16 protein-coding genes and 1 pseudogene are annotated in these 21,208 nt (G+C 35.5%); 1 reads left to right on the top strand and 16 read right to left on the bottom strand.

All coding sequences use genetic code 11. The features are described from left to right. Positions 1 to 348: 348 nt before the first annotated feature. The 16 genes and pseudogenes from N0O92_RS22150 to N0O92_RS22075 all read right to left on the bottom strand — a co-directional run bounded on the left by N0O92_RS22150 (position 349) and on the right by N0O92_RS22075 (position 19,501). On the bottom strand, positions 349 to 1,278 hold the full coding sequence (locus N0O92_RS22150; RefSeq protein ID WP_315617058.1) for a DMT family transporter: 930 nt from the start codon (positions 1,276 to 1,278) through the stop codon (positions 349 to 351). Positions 1,279 to 1,529: 251 nt separating this feature from the next. Continuing rightward, positions 1,530 to 2,921: an NAD(P)/FAD-dependent oxidoreductase gene (locus N0O92_RS22145; protein ID WP_315617056.1), complete on the bottom strand. Its 1,392-nt coding sequence runs from the start codon at positions 2,919 to 2,921 to the stop codon at positions 1,530 to 1,532. Positions 2,922 to 2,968: 47 nt separating this feature from the next. After that, positions 2,969 to 3,871, bottom strand: coding sequence for a 4-hydroxy-tetrahydrodipicolinate synthase (dapA, locus tag N0O92_RS22140; RefSeq protein WP_315617054.1), 903 nt, complete (start codon positions 3,869 to 3,871; stop codon positions 2,969 to 2,971). Positions 3,872 to 4,017: 146 nt separating this feature from the next. Beyond that, positions 4,018 to 5,511, bottom strand: coding sequence for an aldehyde dehydrogenase family protein (locus N0O92_RS22135; protein ID WP_315617052.1), 1,494 nt, complete (start codon positions 5,509 to 5,511; stop codon positions 4,018 to 4,020). Between the two features lie 773 nt (positions 5,512 to 6,284). Further along, the gene (locus N0O92_RS22130; RefSeq protein ID WP_315617050.1) at positions 6,285 to 7,154 is read right to left on the bottom strand and encodes a MurR/RpiR family transcriptional regulator; all 870 of its coding nucleotides are present in this window, start codon (positions 7,152 to 7,154) and stop codon (positions 6,285 to 6,287) included. A 530-nt stretch (positions 7,155 to 7,684) separates the two neighbouring features. Next, positions 7,685 to 9,397, bottom strand: a complete 1,713-nt coding sequence (ptsP, locus tag N0O92_RS22125; protein ID WP_315617048.1) for a phosphoenolpyruvate--protein phosphotransferase — start codon at positions 9,395 to 9,397, stop codon at positions 7,685 to 7,687. 234 nt (positions 9,398 to 9,631) lie between these two features. Then, positions 9,632 to 10,543 carry a DMT family transporter gene (locus N0O92_RS22120; protein ID WP_315617046.1) on the bottom strand — a complete coding sequence of 304 codons (912 nt, stop codon included), beginning with the start codon at positions 10,541 to 10,543 and terminating at the stop codon, positions 9,632 to 9,634. A 216-nt stretch (positions 10,544 to 10,759) separates the two neighbouring features. Continuing rightward, on the bottom strand, positions 10,760 to 11,026 hold the full coding sequence (locus N0O92_RS22115) for a phosphocarrier protein HPr (protein ID WP_315617044.1): 267 nt from the start codon (positions 11,024 to 11,026) through the stop codon (positions 10,760 to 10,762). A gap of 119 nt (positions 11,027 to 11,145) precedes the next feature. Next, on the bottom strand, positions 11,146 to 12,612 hold the full coding sequence (locus tag N0O92_RS22110) for a glycoside hydrolase family 1 protein (RefSeq protein ID WP_315617042.1): 1,467 nt from the start codon (positions 12,610 to 12,612) through the stop codon (positions 11,146 to 11,148). Positions 12,613 to 12,695: 83 nt separating this feature from the next. After that, positions 12,696 to 14,537, bottom strand: coding sequence for a beta-glucoside-specific PTS transporter subunit IIABC (locus tag N0O92_RS22105; protein ID WP_315617040.1), 1,842 nt, complete (start codon positions 14,535 to 14,537; stop codon positions 12,696 to 12,698). A 125-nt stretch (positions 14,538 to 14,662) separates the two neighbouring features. Then, complete coding sequence (gene licT / locus N0O92_RS22100) at positions 14,663 to 15,502, bottom strand: BglG family transcription antiterminator LicT (RefSeq protein ID WP_315617039.1); 840 nt, start codon at positions 15,500 to 15,502, stop codon at positions 14,663 to 14,665. Positions 15,503 to 15,844: 342 nt separating this feature from the next. Next, entirely contained in the window at positions 15,845 to 16,366 is a 522-nt protein-coding gene (locus N0O92_RS22095) for a hypothetical protein (protein ID WP_315617037.1), read from the bottom strand. Positions 16,367 to 16,523: 157 nt separating this feature from the next. Further along, complete coding sequence (locus tag N0O92_RS22090; protein ID WP_315617081.1) at positions 16,524 to 16,805, bottom strand: HAD hydrolase family protein; 282 nt, start codon at positions 16,803 to 16,805, stop codon at positions 16,524 to 16,526. A 328-nt stretch (positions 16,806 to 17,133) separates the two neighbouring features. Then, positions 17,134 to 17,277: pseudogene (locus N0O92_RS22085) on the bottom strand (sugar O-acetyltransferase); the annotation flags it as partial. Positions 17,278 to 17,299: 22 nt separating this feature from the next. Then, positions 17,300 to 18,571, bottom strand: coding sequence for an MFS transporter (locus N0O92_RS22080; RefSeq protein ID WP_315617034.1), 1,272 nt, complete (start codon positions 18,569 to 18,571; stop codon positions 17,300 to 17,302). A 150-nt stretch (positions 18,572 to 18,721) separates the two neighbouring features. After that, positions 18,722 to 19,501 carry a PhzF family phenazine biosynthesis protein gene (locus N0O92_RS22075; RefSeq protein WP_315617032.1) on the bottom strand — a complete coding sequence of 260 codons (780 nt, stop codon included), beginning with the start codon at positions 19,499 to 19,501 and terminating at the stop codon, positions 18,722 to 18,724. Positions 19,502 to 19,605: 104 nt separating this feature from the next. On the opposite strand from N0O92_RS22075, the gene pdxR reads away from it, so the two are divergent. Beyond that, entirely contained in the window at positions 19,606 to 21,084 is a 1,479-nt protein-coding gene (pdxR, locus tag N0O92_RS22070; protein WP_315617031.1) for a MocR-like pyridoxine biosynthesis transcription factor PdxR, read from the top strand. The last annotated feature ends 124 nt before the right edge of the window (positions 21,085 to 21,208 follow it).

Here is a 21,208-nt window from a genome sequence, read left to right as displayed (position 1 = left end):
TCTTATTAATCGTAATTGCCCCCCCTTCTCTGAGTCTGTTAAATGGAAATAAATGTTGAAAAATTGGAAAGAACGTGATTAGAAATTTATAGAAGGCGTAGCAAAAAGGATCTTATCCAATTAGACAAAACCCTATTTCCAAATCTAAATGCATCCAATTTATCTCCCCATTTTTTGTTAAAGAAAAGATGCTATATAGTTGCTTGCATAACTAAAAAAGAGTCAAAAATGATGCACCTCCTAAAACTATCCCTTATTTTTATTTAAATCTACCAAATCTTTATCTGACTTGATTAGGTTCTAAGTATTGAATACCTTTAATCTATGGATATCCAATAATTAATCAAATCAACTCTTTAAAATAGAACGACTGTATATCTTGCTTTTTTTCTTATTAGACTGTCTCTGAGCTACAAGAATGGCTGAATACAAAACTAATGCTATACCAAACAACTGCCAACCTTTCAGATATTCCCCAAGGAAAAGTACTCCTGTAACTACTGCCACAATAGGTTCTATCGTTGCTAAAATGGAAGCCTTACTAGCTTCTAAATGCTTAAGTCCCGAAGTATACAAAATAAAAGCTGCAACCGTTCCCACTAACGATAACAATAGCGCAGACAACCAAACATCTACATATTGAAATTGATCAACCTTTCTTATTGTGTCACTTGTTAGTAACATGAAAATACTCGTGTAAAGAAATGTGTACGTGGTAATTGTCAATGCAGAATATCGCTTTGTTACCGGCTTAGTGAATATACTGTACAATGCATAACAAAATCCAGATAAAATTCCGAGAAAAATGGTATTCATAGAAATACTTTCTTGCCCTAATGGTAGTAAGCCAACAACAAATGCACATCCTGTAATAGCGAGTACAAGTGCCCAACCTTTACGAATGGTCAATGGCTCTTTAAAAAAGAGCCTAGAAAGGATGGTCACAAACAATGGACCTGTGTATAAAAGTGTTACTGCTAGGGATAAACTCGATTGAGAGAAAACCTCAAAGTAAAAATAATTAAATAAGGCAATACTAAAAATTCCCGCACCAGCGAAAAAAATATGATCTTTTAATCTAGTACGTAACTGATCACGATAAAATAATGCCATAATGAGAATTAAGATAACAAAGGTAAAGATACCGCGAATAGCCACCACGTCCCAAGCCGTGAAGCCTCGATCATACAATGGTGCAATAAATAACCCAATCAGTCCCCAACATACCGCACCAGCAATTGTAATGATGTAGACTCTCAAGCTTGTCAATTTTTCCATACAACTCAACCCCTATCTAGTTGCCCTTTAATTCGTTTATAAAAGGTTGAGCCCCTCCTTTTAGTGAAAACGCCCAACATCCTCATCTTTCTACTAAGAACTATTTCATTTCAATCGTCTATACGGTTAGGAGTTCCCTCAAAAAATCACACCAGGTTCTATAAATGCCCGATTTAATGAGGGCCCTTCTATCTATATAATCCTTAGTTTTAAAATAGGTTGAACTGGCTCCCCGTACAAAATTAAGGTACTTAATTAGAAGCTACTGCCTTAAATTTCTTTTCTTTTTGAGATTCAACAACCCCAAATTCTAGCAAACTATTTACATTTTGGGCTGCAGTGAATCCTGTTTGAATAGCTGTTTCAGTATAATAGGTGCCTAAATAATCACCTGCTAAGAACAGCCGGCCCGCAGATTTTGTTAATAAAGGTTGTAGTTTTTCACGACCTGGGAAGACATAAGCTGACCCTAATGGAAATTTGTTTACGTGAGCCTCAACCACATTATCACTAAAACCAGGAAATATTTCATTTAAATCTTTCAAATATATTTGAATTATTTCCTCATCAGATTTATCAATTAGCCGACGTCCACTTTCCCCTGGTGAAAATGTCATTAAACTACTACCTCGTTGCCTCTCCGTTTCCATTGAACGGGCTAGATTAGATTGATGAAGAATAATGTCAAATGACCTTTTAGGTGTAGCAAAAGCATATACATCATCCCAAACTTGAGGACCTGTCTCATTTGTTAAAAAGGCTGCACTAACATGTGGACCATATTTAATCTTACCTAGAGCATTTGAGATTTCTGGGTCCATATTAACCGCTATTTTTTTTGTAATGGGTGCAGGAGTTGCGAGGACCGCATAACGTGCTTCCTCCTCACGCTCCACACCGTCTTGGTTATAGCGTACGACAACAGAGTCTTCTTTTTGAAAAACCTCAAAAACTTTTGCATTTAGTTGAACACGCTCACCTAATGTTGTTGCAATCGTATTCGTAAGTGTTGATGGTCCTCCAAGGATATTTCTCGATAATCCTTCACTTTTGTTCCATATCAAGTTGAAATATCCTATTCCTGATCCTGCAGTCATAGTCTCAGGACTGCCAGTCGAACGGCTAACTGTAGGTCTAAAAATCGCATCTGCGTCTGGTGGTAATTCACCAGTAAATTCAGCAAAAGTTCGATCACTCATAAATTCTAAAACTCGTTGTTGTTGAACTCTATAGTCCTCTGCTGGACGTTTTTTTGCTACTTTGCTATATTTAATAACTGCAGCACGCACTTTAGCACCTGCAAGCATCATAGCAAATCTAGATTTCCATGACATAGGGACCCTGAATGGATACAATTCAACTCTACCACCTAAAAGCAACTTCCCATTCAAAGACATGGCAGATAAGATGCCAGGTACAGGTAACGCAGTTGTTCCTACAGATTTAAATAATTCATCTGTAGCTGAACCAGGTCCGGCATATAGATGTCCGCCCCAATTTAGCCAATAATCTCCTCGGCGTTCAGATCGCACACGTCCACCAACTCGATCATCCGATTCTAAAAGTAGAATATCATGGTGTTTAAGACGCCAGGCAGCGGACAAACCAGCAAGTCCACTGCCTATGATAATTACATCTTTCATTGAATTGCCTCCCAACCCTATAGATTTAATAAACTCTCAGTTTCTAATTAATGTTGTTGTAATTTACGTTCTCCTAATTCACTCAAGATAGACGTAATCTTAGATTTATAATCTTCAGAAGCTGGTACTAGTGGTAATCTGCTTGGTCCTCCGGATAATCCAAGTACTTCCAAACCTGCTTTAACTGTTCCTGGAATCGTTTCATCTTCAATAGCATTATATAACTCTAACAATTCCAAATTTAATTTAGTCGCCTCTTTTAGATTATTTTCATTTACAATTAAATCGTATAGTTTTGCTAGTTTTGTTGGAGCCAAGTTGTGGACTACTCCCACAGCACCATGCCCACCTATTGCTAATGTAGGTAAGATTAGATGTTCAAATCCAGTAAGTACCGCGAAATTTGGATTATCTTTTGTCAAGGCAATCAGTTTAGAAGTATGCTGTCCATCAGCCGTATTCTTAATTCCAACAATTCCGTCTATTTGGCTTATTTCATGAATTAATTCTGGATCAAGTTCCACACCTGTAGCATCAGGATAATGATAGATGACAATTCCAATACTAGAGTTTTTTGCTACTGCCTTGAAATGATCAATGATTCCTTGTCTACTTGTTGTCATATAATAAGGATTAATCACCAAGGCACAATCTGCACCAACTTCAGCTGCATATTGAGTAAGTTCAATTGTATCTTCTGTTCGATGACATCCTGTACCCGCCATAACAGGCAATCTACCATTTGATGTTTCACATACAAATTTGATTACCTCTTTTCGTTCTTCCATGCTCATGAGTGAGTATTCTCCCGTACTCCCCCCAACTAAAAGGCAGTTCATTCCTCCGTCAATCAAATGTTCAATTAGTTGCTTAAGTCCTTCAAAATCAATGCTATTATCCTCTTTCATAGGTGTTGGTAAAGCTGGGATCATTCCAAATGGTTTATACATATACTTCTCCTCCTCGTAAATGTTAATAAAAATTAGTCATCTTGATAAAATCTTAAAGCTAATAAAAAATGTGTTTTTCCAGTTCATGTAACTTCATCAATCATGTATAGAGATAAAAAAGCGTTTTCAATATTAGGATTTCTAATCTATGTTTGTTTGATATTCACATAGACACTTTTCACTTCCGTGTAATTTTCTAAGCCATACTCTCCGCCCATTTCACGTCCAATACCTGATTGTTTGTATCCGCCGAATGGCATTGTTTCCCACTCAAGACCAACATCATTAATCCAAACGGTTCCTGCTTGTAGTTTACGGGCAATATAATGACCAGATTTTATATTTTCTGTCCAAACACTAGCTGCCAAACCATAATCGCTGTCATTTGCCCTCATAATTACTTCCTCGATCGTATCAAAAACAAAAACAGACATTACCGGGCCAAATATTTCTTCACGTGCAATAGTCATATTATCTGTTACATCCGCAAAGATGGTTGGTTGAACAAAATATCCTTTATCCAATCCCTTTTCGCCACCCGCAATCAGACGTGCACCTTCTCTTTTTCCTTGCTCTATATAGTCAAGCACCGTTTGTTTTTGTTTAGCTGAGACAAGTGGACCCATATCAGTTTCGGGATCCATACCTGGACCTAATTTTAAAGTATTGACACGTTCTACTAGTCCCTGAAGTACCTGATCGTAGAGGGTACGATGGACATAGATTCGTGTGCAAGCACTACAGTTTTGTCCGTGATTGTACATTGTACCGTTAAATGCCCCCTCAATGGCCTCTTCAATGTTGGCGTCCTCTAGGATGATTGCAGGTGATTTCCCACCTAATTCAAGCGTAACTCCTTTGAGCTGATCAGCTGATTTTTTCATGACCTCTTTTCCGACAGATGTAGAACCGGTGAACGAGACTCTATCTACTTTTGTATGTGTGACTATTGCTTCACCAGCTGCTCGACCAGAACCAGGAACAATGTTAACAACACCATCCGGAAAACCAGCTTCCTTAAAAAGCTTTGCTACATAAAGTAGAGAAAGTGGTGTTTCAGTTGCAGGTTTAATAACAACTGTACATCCAACAGCTAGAGCCGAACCGAGTTTCCAAGCTGCCATCAACAGAGGAAAATTCCATGGAATAATTTGCCCTACGACTCCAACAGGTTCGTGTTCTGTATAGTTCACATAATCAGGTGATACTTGGGTTGTCTTTCCTTGGATTTTCGTTGCGAACCCGGAATAGTATCTGAAGTGTTGAATGGAACCATCTACATCATCTGTTAAGGCAACTTTATACGGCTTGCCGTTATCCAGTGACTCCAATTGCGCAAGCTCTTCTCGATTTTCTTCCATTAAGTTTGCAAATTTATAAATAAGATGTGAACGTGTAGCCGCTTCCATCTTTGACCATTCACCTTCATCAAAGGCTTTCCTTGCTGCTTCCACTGCAATATCAACATCTTCCGGTTGTGCTTTACTAACTCGAGCAATCACTTCTTCATTAGCAGGGTTTATAACATCAAATGTCTTATCGCTAATCGCTGGCACGTATTCCCCATTAATATAAAGACCTATAGGTGCTTCCAAAAACTCTTTCACTTTAGGTTTTAAACTGTAATAAGTTGCCTCCATTTTATTTACCCTCTCCTTTTTAGCTTTTTTACTATTCCTCGTAACAATTACTAAATAATTGAGTGTTTTCAAATTATTTAATAATTGAATTTTAGCAACGAAATGAAGTTTTGTAAACCACTTTTTTTAAAAAGGAATATAAATGTTCATTTGTTAAATATTCAAAAAACTCATTAGGTCTTAACTCGTGCTAAACTATTCTTTGTTTATCCGTGCCCAACACTTGATTTATGAAGTTATTAATTGGAATCTTACTATCTTTGGATTGTTGATTATTAATTACACATATATTTTTGTTTCCATTTTTTATATTTCCAATCAGCTCTGACATCGAGTAGTTCACCGTTAATAATCTTGTGAGTTGCATAACCTAGCCTACTGGTAGGATAAGGAGGGAATCGTAAGTTCAATATAATAAGGTTAGAATAGAATTGTCCTTATTTAAATTGAGGGCGTTCGAATAGAACTAACATAGGAATAATAGGTGGATTTATTTTTTTGCATTAAAACTAAAATAGGTAAGCGTATAGTTAGCACTGTATGAACAATTTTATTTATACTTTCGGACGGTAGTATACCCGATATTAATTGATACTAAGGATTTATAACTTAAAAGAGATTACAGTGTTAAGAGATTACAGTGTTAATTGTCTCAAAGCTTCTAAAATAGTATGGTTCTCCACGAAATGTAACTTCACGTCAGACAAAAAAGAGAATCATGGTTAATGATCCTCTACATATAAGCCAATATAAAATAATCAATTTCTCCCAGATTAATAAGAAAAAGTTATATTCTTTTCTTGAAGAGTTTTTTCTAGTTTCTTTAACTTATTAATAGATTCTTCTGGTGACCTTTTTCCAATTTCGATTACCAATGCATCTAGCAATGCAATTATTGGTACAATAGAAAATTGCTCTTCACTAACTTCTACTTTCAACGTTACAGACGCATAAGAAATAACAGGACATGAGATATGATCAGTTATTAATAGAATACGATTCCCTTGTTCATAGGTCAGTTTAACTGCTTCAATAATTAGATTAGTATATGGTTCGAATGCAAACACCACTAATATTTCATCCTTTTCTAATTGCAAAATCCTGTCATAAACAACGTCCACATCAAGGCTTAATTGTCTAATTTTCGGGTAAAACTCTCCAAGCAGCTGTTCAAAGTATAAAGAGGTTGCTTTGTATGGTCTAGTACCCAAAACATTTATATAGCTTGATTTTACAATCAAATCAACCGCATCCCCAAAATTATCAAAGAGATTTGAATCCAATGACTTTTCTAATAAATCAACAGATTCTTTCCAAACTTTAACTAAAGTTGGAACCCCCTCACCCTCTGTTGGAATTTCGGTCAAAGATTTCTTTAAGGTCCATTTTGATACAGATGGGACCGATTCATCGTATATATCTTTTCGTAAGTCGTTAAAGTTTTCATATCCTAAAGCATTTATCGTACGCATAACAGTAGAAATTCCAACTCCGGCATTATCCGCAAGCTCTTTAATTGTGATCAATCCCATAGATAAATAATTCTTCAAAATATAATCGCATAACTTCCTTTGTTTCTTTGGTAATGAATCTTTAATATCTACTATTTTATTTATTGTTATTGTTTCATTATCTAAACTCATTTGTATCCCCTTTCACCTTGAATTTTATATATCCGAAAAATAACCTCTTTTGGACATTATAACGAAAATGTCACAATTGCAAAAGAAAACCATTACATGGACAATTTTTTCATAATAGGCTTTAATTATATTTATACCCTGCTATCCCATAACTTGCTTGATAATTCACTTCAAAATCTCTTTTTATTGGCCACACATATTCTAGCATCGACTTCCATTCAGTATAGGATAAAGGCTACCTAACGTTACGCTCTCCCCAGTTCTTAACGATGCGGTGCCTTTACTGGGTGCCCCTCTTTTGGCGTTACAGTTGTAATCTGTGCCTTTGTGACGTCCAAAACTACTTCTACTTTTTTAATCCGATTATAAATTCGCGAATAGGGTAGCCACGGCCGGTGGGCTACCCTATTAATATCGAAAGCAAATAGCCGGTGGGCGGACTCACCGGCTACTTAAATTTTATTATTTTTAATTGCCAAATTCAATATATGCTTAAATTATTACCCCAACCCTATAGAAACTCCTTACATTTATTTTATAGGAAACTTTTCACGTATGAAAGTTTCGACTTGATCCGCAGTATTAAAAGAAAGCAATTGATCTTTGTAAGAAGTCAATTTCTCTTTAGAAAGGTTTCTAATTTGTGCACGAGCAGGCAAGATTGAAGTTGCACTCATACTAAATTCGTCCAGTCCTAGTCCTAATAGGATAGGAATAGCTATTGATTCTCCCGCCATTTCTCCACACATTCCAACCCATCTTCCCTCAGCATGCGCAGCTTCAATAACGTTATTTACTAGACTCAAAATAGCTGGATGATATGGTTGGTATAAATAAGATACACGTTCATTCATACGATCGGCAGCCATTGTGTACTGAATTAAATCGTTTGTTCCAATACTAAAGAAGTCCACTTCTTTTGCAAACTGACGTGCAATAACCGCTGTAGAAGGAATCTCAACCATAATTCCAATTTCAATAGTATCTGAAACTTTTATCCCCTCTGTTATAAGCTTATTCTTTTCTTCAAGCAACAGAGACTTAGCCTGTCGGAATTCATCTAAGGTTGCAATCATCGGGAACATAATTTTAAGGTTTCCATGTACACTTGCCCGAAGCAACGCGCGTAGCTGTGTACGGAAAATATCATCACGCTCTAAACATAAACGAATTGCACGAAATCCTAAGAATGGATTCATTTCTTCAGGAAGCTTTAAGTAACTTAACTCTTTATCGCCACCGATATCCAATGTACGAACAACAACTGGTTTATCACCCATTTGTTTAAGAACAGATTTGTATGCGTCAAACTGCTCTTCTTCTGTAGGTAATTCACTCTTCCCCATATACAAGAATTCAGTTCGATAAAGACCAACACCTTCACCACCATTTTTTAAAACGGCATTAACATCTTCAGGTGTACCAATATTTGCAGCTAACTCAACATAATGATTGTCAGATGTTACAGTAGGCTCATCCTTCAGTTTAGCCCATATCTCCTTTTTGTTCTTATATTCAACCTGTTTTTGTTTAAATAGAGAGATTAGTTCGGCTGTTGGGTTTAGTATAACATCGCCATTAATACCATCGACGATGATTAATTCTCCATTTTTAGCCTCTTTTGTAATTTCTTTAGTCCCAACAACAGCTGGAATTTCAAGAGACCGCGCCATAATTGCAGAGTGGGATGTTCGCCCACCAATATTTGTAGTAAATCCCTTCACAAACTGTTTATTTAATTGTGCTGTATCAGATGGTGTTAAGTCATCTGATACAATGATTACTTCTTCGCTAATTGATGCTAGATCTGAAAAAGTAACGTTTAATAAATGAGCCATCACGCGCTTAGTTACGTCCTGAATATCAGCTGCACGTTCTCTCATGTATTCATTTTCCATTGCTTTAAACATATCAATAAACATATTTGCCGTTTCTTCTAGAGCTGCTTCCGCATTAATTCTATCCGTTTTGATTTTATCTTGAATTGAGGTAATCATTTCTGGATCGCTTAACACAAGCAAATGTGCAGAAAAAATTTCAGCATGGTCGTTACCTATTGATTTTCTCGCGTTTTCCTTAATTTTCTCTAACTCTCGTTTAGAAATGTCCAGAGCCTTTGTAAGTCGAGTTATTTCATTCTCAATATCGTTTACGGATTTGCGTTCAAATGTTAGGTCGGGAACTGCAAGCTGATACACCTTTGCAATTGCAATTCCACTAGATGAGGCTATCCCTCTAATCATATCTTTCGTCTCCCTTGTCTACATGGCTTCTGTAATTTCATTTAAATATTTGTTGATTATAAGACATCTACTATAATATGAATCTAAATTTAACGCTTATCTATATTTTTATGTGAAGGGCAGTCGTGATCTCATTCATCAAAACTGAATAACATAAGTAGATAGGTCTGATTGTTATGTATTGTTACAAACATAACTCATGACCAGTGCCGCAAAAAACTATTTAATTATATTTTAGGCTCTGTCTCTGCGGTACTTGCCTTTTCTACCTGCTAAGAGGGAATGATTTTTTAGTGGCATACGGATTGAACCGTTATAATTTACTAGCCAAACTCCTAAAAGTACAAAAATTATTCCTACCAAAGTAATAGTATTCAATTCTTCCTTTAAGAATATGACACCCGACAGAGTACCGACTATTGGTACAATTAATAAAGAAATCGATGCTTTACTAGCTTCCATTTTAGAAAGAATATGGGACCATATAACAAAAGCCAATGCAGAGGCCAAGACTCCAGAATATAAAAGGTATACTACAGCCATAAGGCTCCAATGTGACTGACCACTTTCAAAAGTAATAGAAAATAAAAACAAGCCAATAGCTCCAATGGCCATTTGCCATGTTGTAAACTGAACAGCATCACAGCCTTGCAACTTTTTCTTGAAAATCAAATTAGAAAGTGCCCATATTATTGCAGAGCTTAACGCAAGAACTGAGGCCCATATATTTCCACCAATACTAATATCCATTGCTAAAAACAACCCAAAAATTCCTATTAAAATCCCACCTGTCTTTTTAGCATTCAATTTTTCTCCAGGAATGAAGTAATGAGCCATAAGTGAAAGGAACAACGGCATGCTATATGTAAGAACAGATGTAAGCCCCGCACTAATGTAATTTAAAGAAATTTGTATTGCAATGTTAAAATAAGTGGTCTGTAGTAATCCACATAGGATATACCATTTTAGTTCACGTTTTCCTGGTAACGGGATTTTTCTTAATAAGGTTATCCCAAAAAGTACAAGTGCCCCTAGCAAAAACCTATATGCTGCAAACAAAACAGGTGGAAACACGTCATTGCCCAGTTTCATAATGACAAAATTAAAGCCCCAAATAACACATAAAAAAAGCATCAACCCTTTCATTAAAAAATCCTCCCCTACTCCTTTTAGAACTATAAATCTAACAATAATTTAAAGTCCATTTATATATATATAATTTATTAATTCAAGCCAAGATAGATTTATTACTTCCCCTTCGCTTAAAAATATTAGTCTTGATCTAGAAACTATGGAGCATCTTTTGTTATTAATTAAAAAAACAGGAAAGTTTACCTTTGGTAAACCTTCCACATACTGGACTTATACAGCAAGTCCTTCCTTTACCATAACTTCCTCGATCCTTGATATTACGTCTAATTCATCTTCACCTTTTGCAACTACTTTCACACTTGCTCCTTTTGGAATTCCTAGCGACATTATTCCCATGATCGACTTAAGGTTTACTTGCCTCCCATTATACTCAAGCGTCACTTCCGAATTAAATGGAGTAGCCGCATTAACTAACGCCGTCGAAGGTCGGGCGTGAATTCCTGAATCATCAATTATTTTAAAACTTTTTTCAACCATTTTACATCCTCCAGTATCATTCTTATATGTTCTTATTTGATAGTCTTCTTATTTTTTTCTCATTACAAGGGGAAACTGAATTCTTCAAATGATTTCCCCCTATGAAATTATTTATCTAATTAATCTAATTGTTCTCCATTAGTTGCAATTACATTTTTATACCACTCAAATGATTTCTTCTTTATACGACGTTTTGTGCCTCTGCCCATGTCATCCTGATCAACATAAATATATCCATAACGTTTTGACATTTGATTAGTTGATGCACTTATCATATCAATACAACCCCAACTCGTATATCCAAAAACATCTACACCATCTATAATGGCTTCTTTGATTTGTTTGATATGGTCTCTTAAATAGGAAATACGATAGTCATCTTCAATAATATCGCCTTCTTCCAATACATCCATAGCCCCTAATCCATTTTCCGCAACAAACAACGGCTTTTGATAACGATCATACAGTTGATTTAAAGCAGTTCGTAACCCCTTAGGATCGATTTGCCATCCCCAGTCACTAGTTGGCAAATAAGGATTTTTAATTCCACCAGTGATTAAATTCCCTACTGCTCCTTCTAACTTTTCTGGATGTGCACTTACTGCACTAGACATATAGTAGCTAAAGGACACAAAGTCAACAGGAAATTCTCTTATTATTTTTTCATCTTCTGGCTCTGTTTTCAGTACTACATTTTTTTCCGCAAACATTCTAGCTGTGTAGTTAGGGTAGTAACCTCTTGCCTGAACATCACTAAAGAATAAAGACTCACGCTGCTTCTCAACTGTCGCTTGAATATCATCTGGGTCACAGCTATACGGAACAAGAAGCTGATAACTAATCATACAACCTACTTTTGCTTCAGGATTACTTTCTTTACAAGCTTTTGTTGCAAGAGCACTAGCAACAAATTGATGATGCGCCCCTTGATACTTTGCTTGTTCAATATGAGGGTGATTTTCCTCAATTACTCCTAGACTCACATAAGGGTGATGTTTTACACAATTTATTTCATTAAACGTCATCCAGTACTTCACTTTATCTTTATACCTTTTGAAAACAGTTGTTGCGAAACGAACATAATAATCTATTACTTTACGGTTTATCCAGCCGCCATACTCAGTGGCAAGATGAAGTGGCATTTCATAATGAGATAAAGAGACTACAGGCTCAATACCATATTTATTTAATTCATCAAAAACACGGTCATAGAATTCTAAACCTGCTTCATTTGGTTCTAGCTCATCTCCGTTTGGAAAGATCCGTGTCCAAGCAAGCGACATTCTGTAACATTTAAAGCCCATTTCGGCAAACAAAGCAATATCTTCTTTATAGTGACGATAGAATTCTATTCCGTTTCTTTTAGGATAATATTTTTCACTAGAAGGATCTTGAGCTTCCTCAACCTGTCTGTGGGTCATCATATGCCATTGATCAGCCCAACGTTCTTTTGAGATATTCTCATCAAAGATATATACATCCGAGACAGAAAGACCCTTTCCGTCAACATTGCTTCCTCCCTCAAGTTGATTTGCAGCTGTTGCTCCTCCCCATAAAAAACTTTCTGGAAATTTTGTTTGTAGCATAATAAATGCCCTCCTATTTTCATTAATTTTGTCTAGTATTCAAGCCCCTAGTAGGTTATATGTCCAATAGATCTATATGCAACTTAGACTATTAAAGATATTGTCTCTTCCCCATGAGCAACTTGTTTTTTGTTTAAAGGAAGAATATCTAAATATTTATTTGAATTCGTTACAACTACTGGAGTTGTTATATCATAGCCAAGCTCTTTTAATTTCTTAATATCAAACTCTGCAATTAAATCGCCTTTTTTTACATTTGCACCTGTTTCAACGAAACTAGTAAATCCTTCCCCATTTAATTTAACCGTATCTAGCCCAATATGAATTAATACTTCTGCTCCAGCATTTGTTGTAAAACCATAAGCATGTTTCGTTGGAAAAACCATTGTTAACGTCCCATCTACTGGTGAATATACCTTTCCATTTTCAGGAATAATGGCAATGCCTTTTCCCATTGCACCACTTGCAAAAGCAGGATCACTTATTTCCGCTAGTGATTTTGTCTGACCTGTTAGTGGACTGGTAATGCTTTCACGTTTAATTAATGTTTCACCTGCTGAAATTTCTTGCTTTGTAGATGGTTTCTCATCTAAATCTTCTTTAACTCCAAATAGATAAGTTAAAACAAATGCACCGACCATAGCAACAAAGTACCCAATAACGTATCCAGTCATTCCAATAGCGTTTACTGGGATTGTTAAAATACTTTTTTGGACTACTGCAATTGCAGCAGTACCAAATGCACCAACAATACCACCACCAATAGCACCTGTAATAATAGCAATAATAAATGGTCTTTTTAGCTTTAAGGTAACACCATAAACAGCCGGCTCTGTAATTCCCATTAACCCAGAAGCAAAGGCTGATAAAGATAAACTTTTCATAGTTTTACTTCTTATTTTAAAGAATACTGCAAGTACTGCTCCTGTTTGGGCAGCGACTGAAGGGCCAATCATCGAGCCTATTGCATCTGCACCATACATAGAAATGTTATTAAGCATTACTGGTACAAATCCCCAATGCAAACCAAACATTACTAAAATTTGCCACATACCACCCATAACAGTACCTGATATTATTGGACTTAACTCATATAGGTATAGATAACCAGAAGCCATTAAATTACTTGTATAGATTGCTACCGGTCCAATAATAATCAATGTTAATGGTAACATGATCAGTAGACAGAAAAATGGGGTTAATAAGTTTCTGATACTCTCATGAAGAAGCTTTTTAAAGAAATCTTCCACATATTTCATTACCCATATAGCTAAAATAATAGGAATGATAGTACTACTGTACCTTGCTAAAACGACGGTAATTCCTAAAAAGCTAAGGGATTCTTCAGCGTTAAAAGCGTTCACTAAATCAGGATAAATTAATCCCCCTGCCAAAGCTACGGCTAAAAATTGATTTACTTTGAACTTCCTTGCGGCTGTTATTGCTATAATCATTGGCAGAAAATAATAGAAGCTATCTCCTGCTGCTACAAGAATTCTATATGTTCCACTTGCTTTATCAACTACTTCATAATTACCAAGAATAAAAGTTAAACCCTTAATTAAACCTGAAGCTGCCAATAATCCCAGAATAGGACTGAATATCGCGGAAAGCAGATCAACAAATCGATTAAATAAATTTCCCTTTTTAGCATCCTTATTATTTAGCTGATTTGCCCCTAAATCTGTCTGCTCCATAACAGCATCGTATACAGAAGCGACATTATTTCCTATTACTACCTGAAACATTCCTCCACTCTCTGTTACAGTAATAACCCCTTCTAACTTTTCTATCTCATTTCGATTTGCTTTTTCATCATTTTTCAACGTAAAACGTAGACGTGTCGCACAATGATAAAGGTCTGAGATATTCTCTTGTCCTCCAATATGTTCGATTATATCTTTCGCTAATTTTTGATAATCCATCTAAAATACACCTCCTAATTAAATAAAAAAGACTTGAATTCAACCTAAAGGAATGTCTAACGACAATGTTTTAGATTTAATCCAAGTCTAGCCTCCCGAAGAGTAACAAGTTTGAAAAATAGTATTTAGTTTTTTCTTTCTAACAATCGCTGAATATGGATAGTTAAATAAGTTGCTTCCATATCAGATACTTTATAAGAATATTGGTTTCTTATATGCTCTTTTACTTTTTGCGTTATATCGAAAGCTTTTGAGTATCTTTCCTTTACTACCTCGTATAAAAATGGATCGTCTGAACTCTCGTTTATTTCTTGAGAGAAGATTCTATTTGCAAAAAACTTCAAATGAGTAATAAATCGAAATCCATTTAATGAATCTTCATCTATAGTAATATTTAGCTGATAAGTGACTATATTAAGAATTTCATTAATGAATTTTGTTATTTTCGCAACCGTATTCATACCACTATTTAACTGAGCGTTGACAAAATGAAAAGCTATAAACCCAGCTTCATCTTCACCTAGTTCTACATTGAAACGTTCATTGATCATTTGAACAGCTTCTTTTGCAACTAGATATTCTTCTTTATATAATTTTTTTATCTCCCAAAGTAATCCATTTTTTACATTGAGTCCTTCTCTATTCCGTGTAACCGCTAGATTGATGTGATCCGGTAATGAAATATAAATGCTCTCATTTAAATCTTTTTCAAGTTTCCGTTTTGCTAAACTGACAATATCATCAGCTATATTTAACTCTTCAATGGAAATTTCTTGTAAAAGTTTTTTGAATTTAGCGTATAAGCCTTGATCTTCTAAATAGAAACGTTTTTCAACTTTTTGCTTATCAACGTCATCTCCTTTCTTCTTATTAAATGCCAAGCCCTTACCGATTAGAATAATTTCATCCCCCTGGGAATCTGTACTTATGGCAATATTATTATTTATAACCTTTTTTATTACCATGCAATTCCCCCCCATGCTAAGAATTAAAAAAGGCAAGACTTCAACAAATTAAGGAATACTTTCCCTATGTTTGTTGAAGTCTTGCCTGCATTTTCAGTAACAATCTTCAATAGAATTTATTTACTTGAGTTCATATTACAATAAATTTTTTTAATTGTAAACCCTTTCTCCACGTTAATTTTTTAACAAAATATTACACTAGGATAATGTACCAAATCAACTCCATCTTAAAGATGTTTTTCCGAGTTACGGAATTGATCTAAGTATTCAACCTCTTCTCTTAAACTTACTCCCACTACTCTTTTTATGAATATGATCAAGCTGTGCCTTTACTTCCTATTATTAAACATTGTTATCTTCCTCTGATTTACTTAATTCCATGTAATCAATATCTTCGTAAAACCTCTTGTATAATTCACCTTTTTCATACTGCTTAAGATTTTCGATAGTTGATTCTAAAACTCCAATTTTCATAACAATAGATAAATCATTCGAAATATCATCAACGTTAATGGATCTCTTATACTTTTCTAACTCCAACATACGCTCACATAATTCTTTAAATCCTCTTAAAGAGAGTTCTTCTTTATATACAAAGTCTCGATTAAGGTCAACACTAGATATTTGTTGTTCATACTTTTTAATTGTTTCCTTTCGGTATTCCTCAGCTCTATCATATCTAAGCTGATCAGGACCAAAACGGAATTTAGTTCTCCAAGACAAGAAAGTCTTTTCTGGTACTCCTAATTCTTTAGAACCTTCCCATTTACTCATATTTTTCTCAACACAAAGTTCATACATAATGTCTTTTAAAGGCTTTCCGTACTTTTCCTCCATCATTTCCTTATATTCTGAATTATTCATATGTACCTCCCAATAAACTACTCTTTAGCGGGCTCATTTCACTATTAATATTCTCTAACACGATAGCAAATCATATTCACGTATGTAGTGTTTAAAATCATGATGATAAGAGTTTGTAATCTCTTGTTCTCCCATGAATTCGTCCTAATTGTAGGATTTATAATTTTTTATTTAACATTCCTTCTATTGCAAATGCTGCACCATGTTCTATATTTGTTTTTGTAACAAGATCAGCCAATTCTTTTATTTTAGCTTCCGCATTCCCTATTGCATCACCAATGCCTGCCACTTTGAGCATGGTCACATCATTAAAGTGATCTCCCATGGCCATTACATCTGCAATTTCTATTTCTAATAGACCAGCTAGGTGACTAAGTTCACCCACTTTTTGAGCTTGTGGATCAATAAATTCCAAATTTCCATGGGCTGATTTCGTCAGAACTTACTGTTCAATGCCTTTTAAATTGTTATTAATTCGTTCTAGTTCCTTATAATTATTGGAAAAAGCCAGTATTTTTAATAATTCAATATCTTTGTCAGCCAAAACCTCGCTAAAATCTGACTTCTAGGTACTCATCTTCTGCACATGCTTCTCACTTGCTGTGAAACTCTTTTTTGTAAAGTGGATTTTTTTAATAACTGGCCCTCTTCTACACAAATATTGTAAAGAAAGTGACCTTCTCTTTTGATGTTATACATAACGGTATTAACGAATTAACACTTTAAGAAGTTTAATGTTCATTTCCTAACCAACAAACCTTGTCTTTTTAATTATTATTTTCGGAATCCTTTAACCCGATTTTATCGTTTTCAGTAATTGACCTGATAATTCTACAAGGTACACCTGCTGCAATAACATTTGAAGGGATCTCTTTTGTTACAACACTCCCAGCCCCAATAATTGTATTATCTTGGTTCAGTTTCAAATGCAAATTAATTAACAACATGAGAGTTACTATTACTTTCAACTCGTTCCTTCTTTATCACTATAACGAACAGACTTGCTAGTAAGCAAAACATTCCTGCTAGAGTAAATGCCCATGAATAAGAGTTGAACACCTTATATATCGTTCCAGCTCCTCCAGCTGCCACGGCTGCACCTAATTGGTGGGCTGCAAAGATCCATCCATACACAACAACACTTTTCTCTAATCCAAAGATCTGTCTTGAAATGTTAACTGTTGGAGGAACAGTAGCTATCCAATCTAACCCGTAAAACACAGAAAAAATAATCAATAGAGTAATGGAACCTTCAGAAAGCGCAAATGGAAGAAACAAAAGTGAGGCTCCTCTTAAACTATAATACCAAAACAATAACCAGCGGTTATCAAATCGATCAGATAACCAACCAGAAAGAGTTGTTCCTATTAAATCAAAAACCCCCATTAAGGAAAGCATGGATGCAGCTGTGACAGCTGCAAAACCAAATCCTATACAGTAAGAAATAAAATGAGTACCAATTAATCCGCTAGTCGAAAGTCCACAGATAAAAAAGCTACCTGCTAATAACCAAAATTCTTTCACTTTTACAGCTTCAAATAAGGTGTGAAAGGCAATACGTATAGGATTTTTCTTTTGATCTATTCGCACTACCTGTGATTCTTCTTCAAGTCCATATGGAAGGATTCCTAAATCCTTAGGTGAATTTTTCATAAATAATAGGATAATAGCTAGCATAATGACACTAAGAATAAGAATGAGAGCCATTGCCCATTTCCAGGAATGTGTCTCTACAATCATCGCTAGAACTGGGAGGAGAATTAACTGTCCTGTAGCTGTGCTCGCAGTTAAAATGCCAAGCGCAAGCCCCCTCTTTTTTTCAAACCATTTATTTGCAATATATGGGCTTAATATGGTTAAGAACAAACCAGATCCCAAACCTATAATAATCCCCCAAATCAATACTAATTGCCAAGGTTCCACCATAAAAAAGGTGAGCAAAACCCCAACCAATAACGTAGTCATTGCTAAAATCATCATTTTCTTTAAGCCGATTACCTCAATTAATGCAGCCATAAAAGGACCTGAGAGCCCGTAGAGAAGAAGGCTAATCGCAAAGGCAAACGAGATTGTTGAGCGCTCCCATCCGAAGTCGTTTTCAAAAGGGACAATTAACACTCCTGATGATGATCGTACAATCCCTGCTACCGTAATCGAAAAAAATGCAATAATTAATATAATCCAACTATAATGAATTCGTTTCAAGGCTTCATCCCTCATTTATTGAAAAAAATGTAAATTGCACAAAAACATCTAGCATAGGATGGAATGTAAAAAGGCAAATAAATGTTCAGTTCACACATTCCACCCCGCTTTTTGTTTTACGTTTTATTTCATCTTAAATCTTCATTTTCATCATTCGACTGTTAGTTCTGCAACTGAATATAGGACTGCTTTTCCTGCCATCTTTACTCGTGTATCTTCATGTTTACAATAAAGAGTTCCACCTCTACTTGATAGCTGTCTTGCAACTAGTTCCTGTTTTTCTAATCTTTTTGCCCAAAAAGGAATTAGGCTACAGTGCAAGGAACCTGTTACTGGATCTTCATTTACCTTTAACTTAGGGAAAAACGCTCTCGAGACAAAATCGAATTCACTGCCTTTGGCTGTAACGCAAACACCCAATCCTTCTGGTAATTTTTCTAATTGGGCAAAGTCAGGACTTACGTTTCTTACATCTTCCTCGGACTCTAGTATAAAAACAAGGTCTCTATTTAAGTACGTTTCTTTTGGTACGATCCCTAAAGCGCTAATCATTTGATTAGTAACAGCAATTTCTTCTGAAGGAACAGAAGGGAAATCAAGTTCATATAAATCATCTTGTTTGTTTACAGTTAACTCTCCACTAATTGTATTGAACTTAACGGTATTCAATTGCTTTTCATAGTAATTTAAAATGATAAATGCAGTTGCTAACGTGGCATGCCCACAAAGGTTAATCTCTCCTCCAGGTGTAAACCATCTAAGTCGGTAATGGCCTACTTCTTTTACTGCAAAAGCTGTTTCCGATAGGTTATTTTCAATAGCTATTTTCTGCATGAGTTCATCTGAAATCCAATCATTCATAATACATACTCCTGCTGGATTTCCTTCAAAAACCTTTTCTGCAAAAGCATCGACTACAAAATATTTCATCTAATTACCTCCAGTGTTATAATGTGTTTAATAATTTATTGGTAGTTTACATCCTTTTATATATAACACTCAACACACATGTATAACACTTAAAGGAGAAGCTCATGCACATTGAAATTCAACGTAATGCTGACACTTCATTAACGAAACAAATATACCATTCGATTCTCGATCATATCCGTTCCGAACTCTTAGAAGACGACTTACAATTACCTTCTGTACGCGAGCTCTCAAAACAACTTGGAGTAAGTTTAGTTACTGTAGTCAAGGCCTATCAAAAACTAGAACACGAGGGGTTTATTACATCTGTTCAAGGAAAAGGGACATTTATTAGAAAGACAAAAATTGAAGAAGCAGAGAAAAAAGAAGGAACCCTTTCTTACGATTGGCAGCTTTCCGTTCAAGATTATTTACCTCGGTCTCAATTTGCTCGTTATCATCAAGTCCCTGAAAAAATTCATCTTTCATCTAATATGATTGATCCTGGGCTCCTACCTAATCGATACTTAGAGCAAGAGATTCATAAAATGCTTTCAAATAACCCTAGAGTTCTATCCCAATATGGAGAAATTCAAGGCGACAAAGAGCTCAGACAAGCAATGCATGAGTATTTAAAAAGAATGGATGTTCCAACTACTCCAGATCATATTTTAGTTACAAGTGGTTCACAACAAGGGATTGATCTAATAGCTCGTACTTTTGTTGGACCAGGGGATGTAGTAGTCATGGAAGCTCCCACTTATCCTGGAGCTATTGATGTGTTTCGTGGAAGAGGTGCTACCATTCTTACTGTTCCTGTTGACAGTGATGGAATGAGAGTAGATTTACTTCAGAACCTGTGTGATAAATATAATCCTAAAATTATTTATACAGTCCCTACATTTCACAATCCAACTGGTGCTGTAATGCCCACCAAACGCCGTAGACAAATTCTTGAGATCGCTCAGAGTATACATTGTTTAGTGGTTGAGGATGATCCATGTAGTGAAATCTATTTTGATAAAAAGCCTCCAACGTCAATGAAAAGTTTGGATCAATACGGTCATGTTATTTACTTAAAAGGGTTAAGTAAAACATTAGCGCCAGGCTGTAGAATTGGAATTTTAGCTGCTTCTGGTTCTATCTTTAAACGTCTTTTAGCTGCAAAGGCCAACACCGACTTAGGCAGTCCTTTACTAACACAAAAAGCCATCACTCCATTTATTACTTCAAAGAGAATGATGGATCATCTAAAAAAATTAAGAACAGCTTTAAAGATAAGGCGTGATCTAGTCCTAGAGATTCTGGTAAATCATTCACCCGAAGAGGTTTCTTGGTTCGTACCAAAGGGAGGATTAAACGTATGGCTGACTCTTCCTACCTGGATTAATACGGACCACCTCTTATTAGAAGCAAAGAAAGAACAAATCACTTTCTTACCTGGGTCAGCTTGTTATCCTACAGAGCAAGAAAATCATCATTTACGATTAAGCTTTTCTTATATGAATGAACAACAATTAACAGAAGGGGTGACAACCATTTGTAACCTCATTCAATCTGCAATTGATTTGAAAATAAATCAGGATAGCTCTCCACATTTTTGAATAGGCTACACTTAGTTGGACAATAAAAATAAGGGCTAGTAGAATAACCATATAACAAGTGAGGAGCGAATCTACTATGTCCAAAAAAAGAAGAACGTTTACCACAGAATTTAAGAAGCAAGTG

This window comes from Alkalihalobacillus sp. MEB130 (genome assembly GCF_032335535.1).
Lineage (GTDB): Bacteria > Bacillota > Bacilli > Bacillales > Bacillaceae_D > Halalkalibacter.
The sequence above is the reverse complement of the archived record's forward strand: the minus strand, read 5'-3'. Positions and strand labels throughout refer to the sequence as shown.

Excerpts from the sequence above, each read along its gene's own strand:
- N0O92_RS22145 (WP_315617056.1), bottom strand. The coding sequence starts at position 2,921 with ATGAAAGATGTAATTATCATAGGCAGTGGACTTGCTGGTTTGTCCGCT.
- N0O92_RS22130 (WP_315617050.1), bottom strand. The coding sequence starts at position 7,154 with ATGAGTTTAGATAATGAAACAATAACAATAAATAAAATAGTAGATATT.
- N0O92_RS22120 (WP_315617046.1), bottom strand. The coding sequence starts at position 10,543 with ATGAAAGGGTTGATGCTTTTTTTATGTGTTATTTGGGGCTTTAATTTT.
- N0O92_RS22135 (WP_315617052.1), bottom strand. The coding sequence starts at position 5,511 with ATGGAGGCAACTTATTACAGTTTAAAACCTAAAGTGAAAGAGTTTTTG.
- N0O92_RS22105 (WP_315617040.1), bottom strand. The coding sequence starts at position 14,537 with ATGGATTATCAAAAATTAGCGAAAGATATAATCGAACATATTGGAGGA.
- ptsP (WP_315617048.1), bottom strand. The coding sequence starts at position 9,397 with ATGATTAGAGGGATAGCCTCATCTAGTGGAATTGCAATTGCAAAGGTG.
- N0O92_RS22075 (WP_315617032.1), bottom strand. The coding sequence starts at position 19,501 with ATGAAATATTTTGTAGTCGATGCTTTTGCAGAAAAGGTTTTTGAAGGA.
- N0O92_RS22110 (WP_315617042.1), bottom strand. The coding sequence starts at position 12,612 with ATGCTACAAACAAAATTTCCAGAAAGTTTTTTATGGGGAGGAGCAACA.
- N0O92_RS22095 (WP_315617037.1), bottom strand. The coding sequence starts at position 16,366 with ATGAATAATTCAGAATATAAGGAAATGATGGAGGAAAAGTACGGAAAG.
- N0O92_RS22150 (WP_315617058.1), bottom strand. The coding sequence starts at position 1,278 with ATGGAAAAATTGACAAGCTTGAGAGTCTACATCATTACAATTGCTGGT.
- licT (WP_315617039.1), bottom strand. The coding sequence starts at position 15,502 with ATGGTAATAAAAAAGGTTATAAATAATAATATTGCCATAAGTACAGAT.
- N0O92_RS22115 (WP_315617044.1), bottom strand. The coding sequence starts at position 11,026 with ATGGTTGAAAAAAGTTTTAAAATAATTGATGATTCAGGAATTCACGCC.
- pdxR (WP_315617031.1), top strand. The coding sequence starts at position 19,606 with ATGCACATTGAAATTCAACGTAATGCTGACACTTCATTAACGAAACAA.
- dapA (WP_315617054.1), bottom strand. The coding sequence starts at position 3,871 with ATGTATAAACCATTTGGAATGATCCCAGCTTTACCAACACCTATGAAA.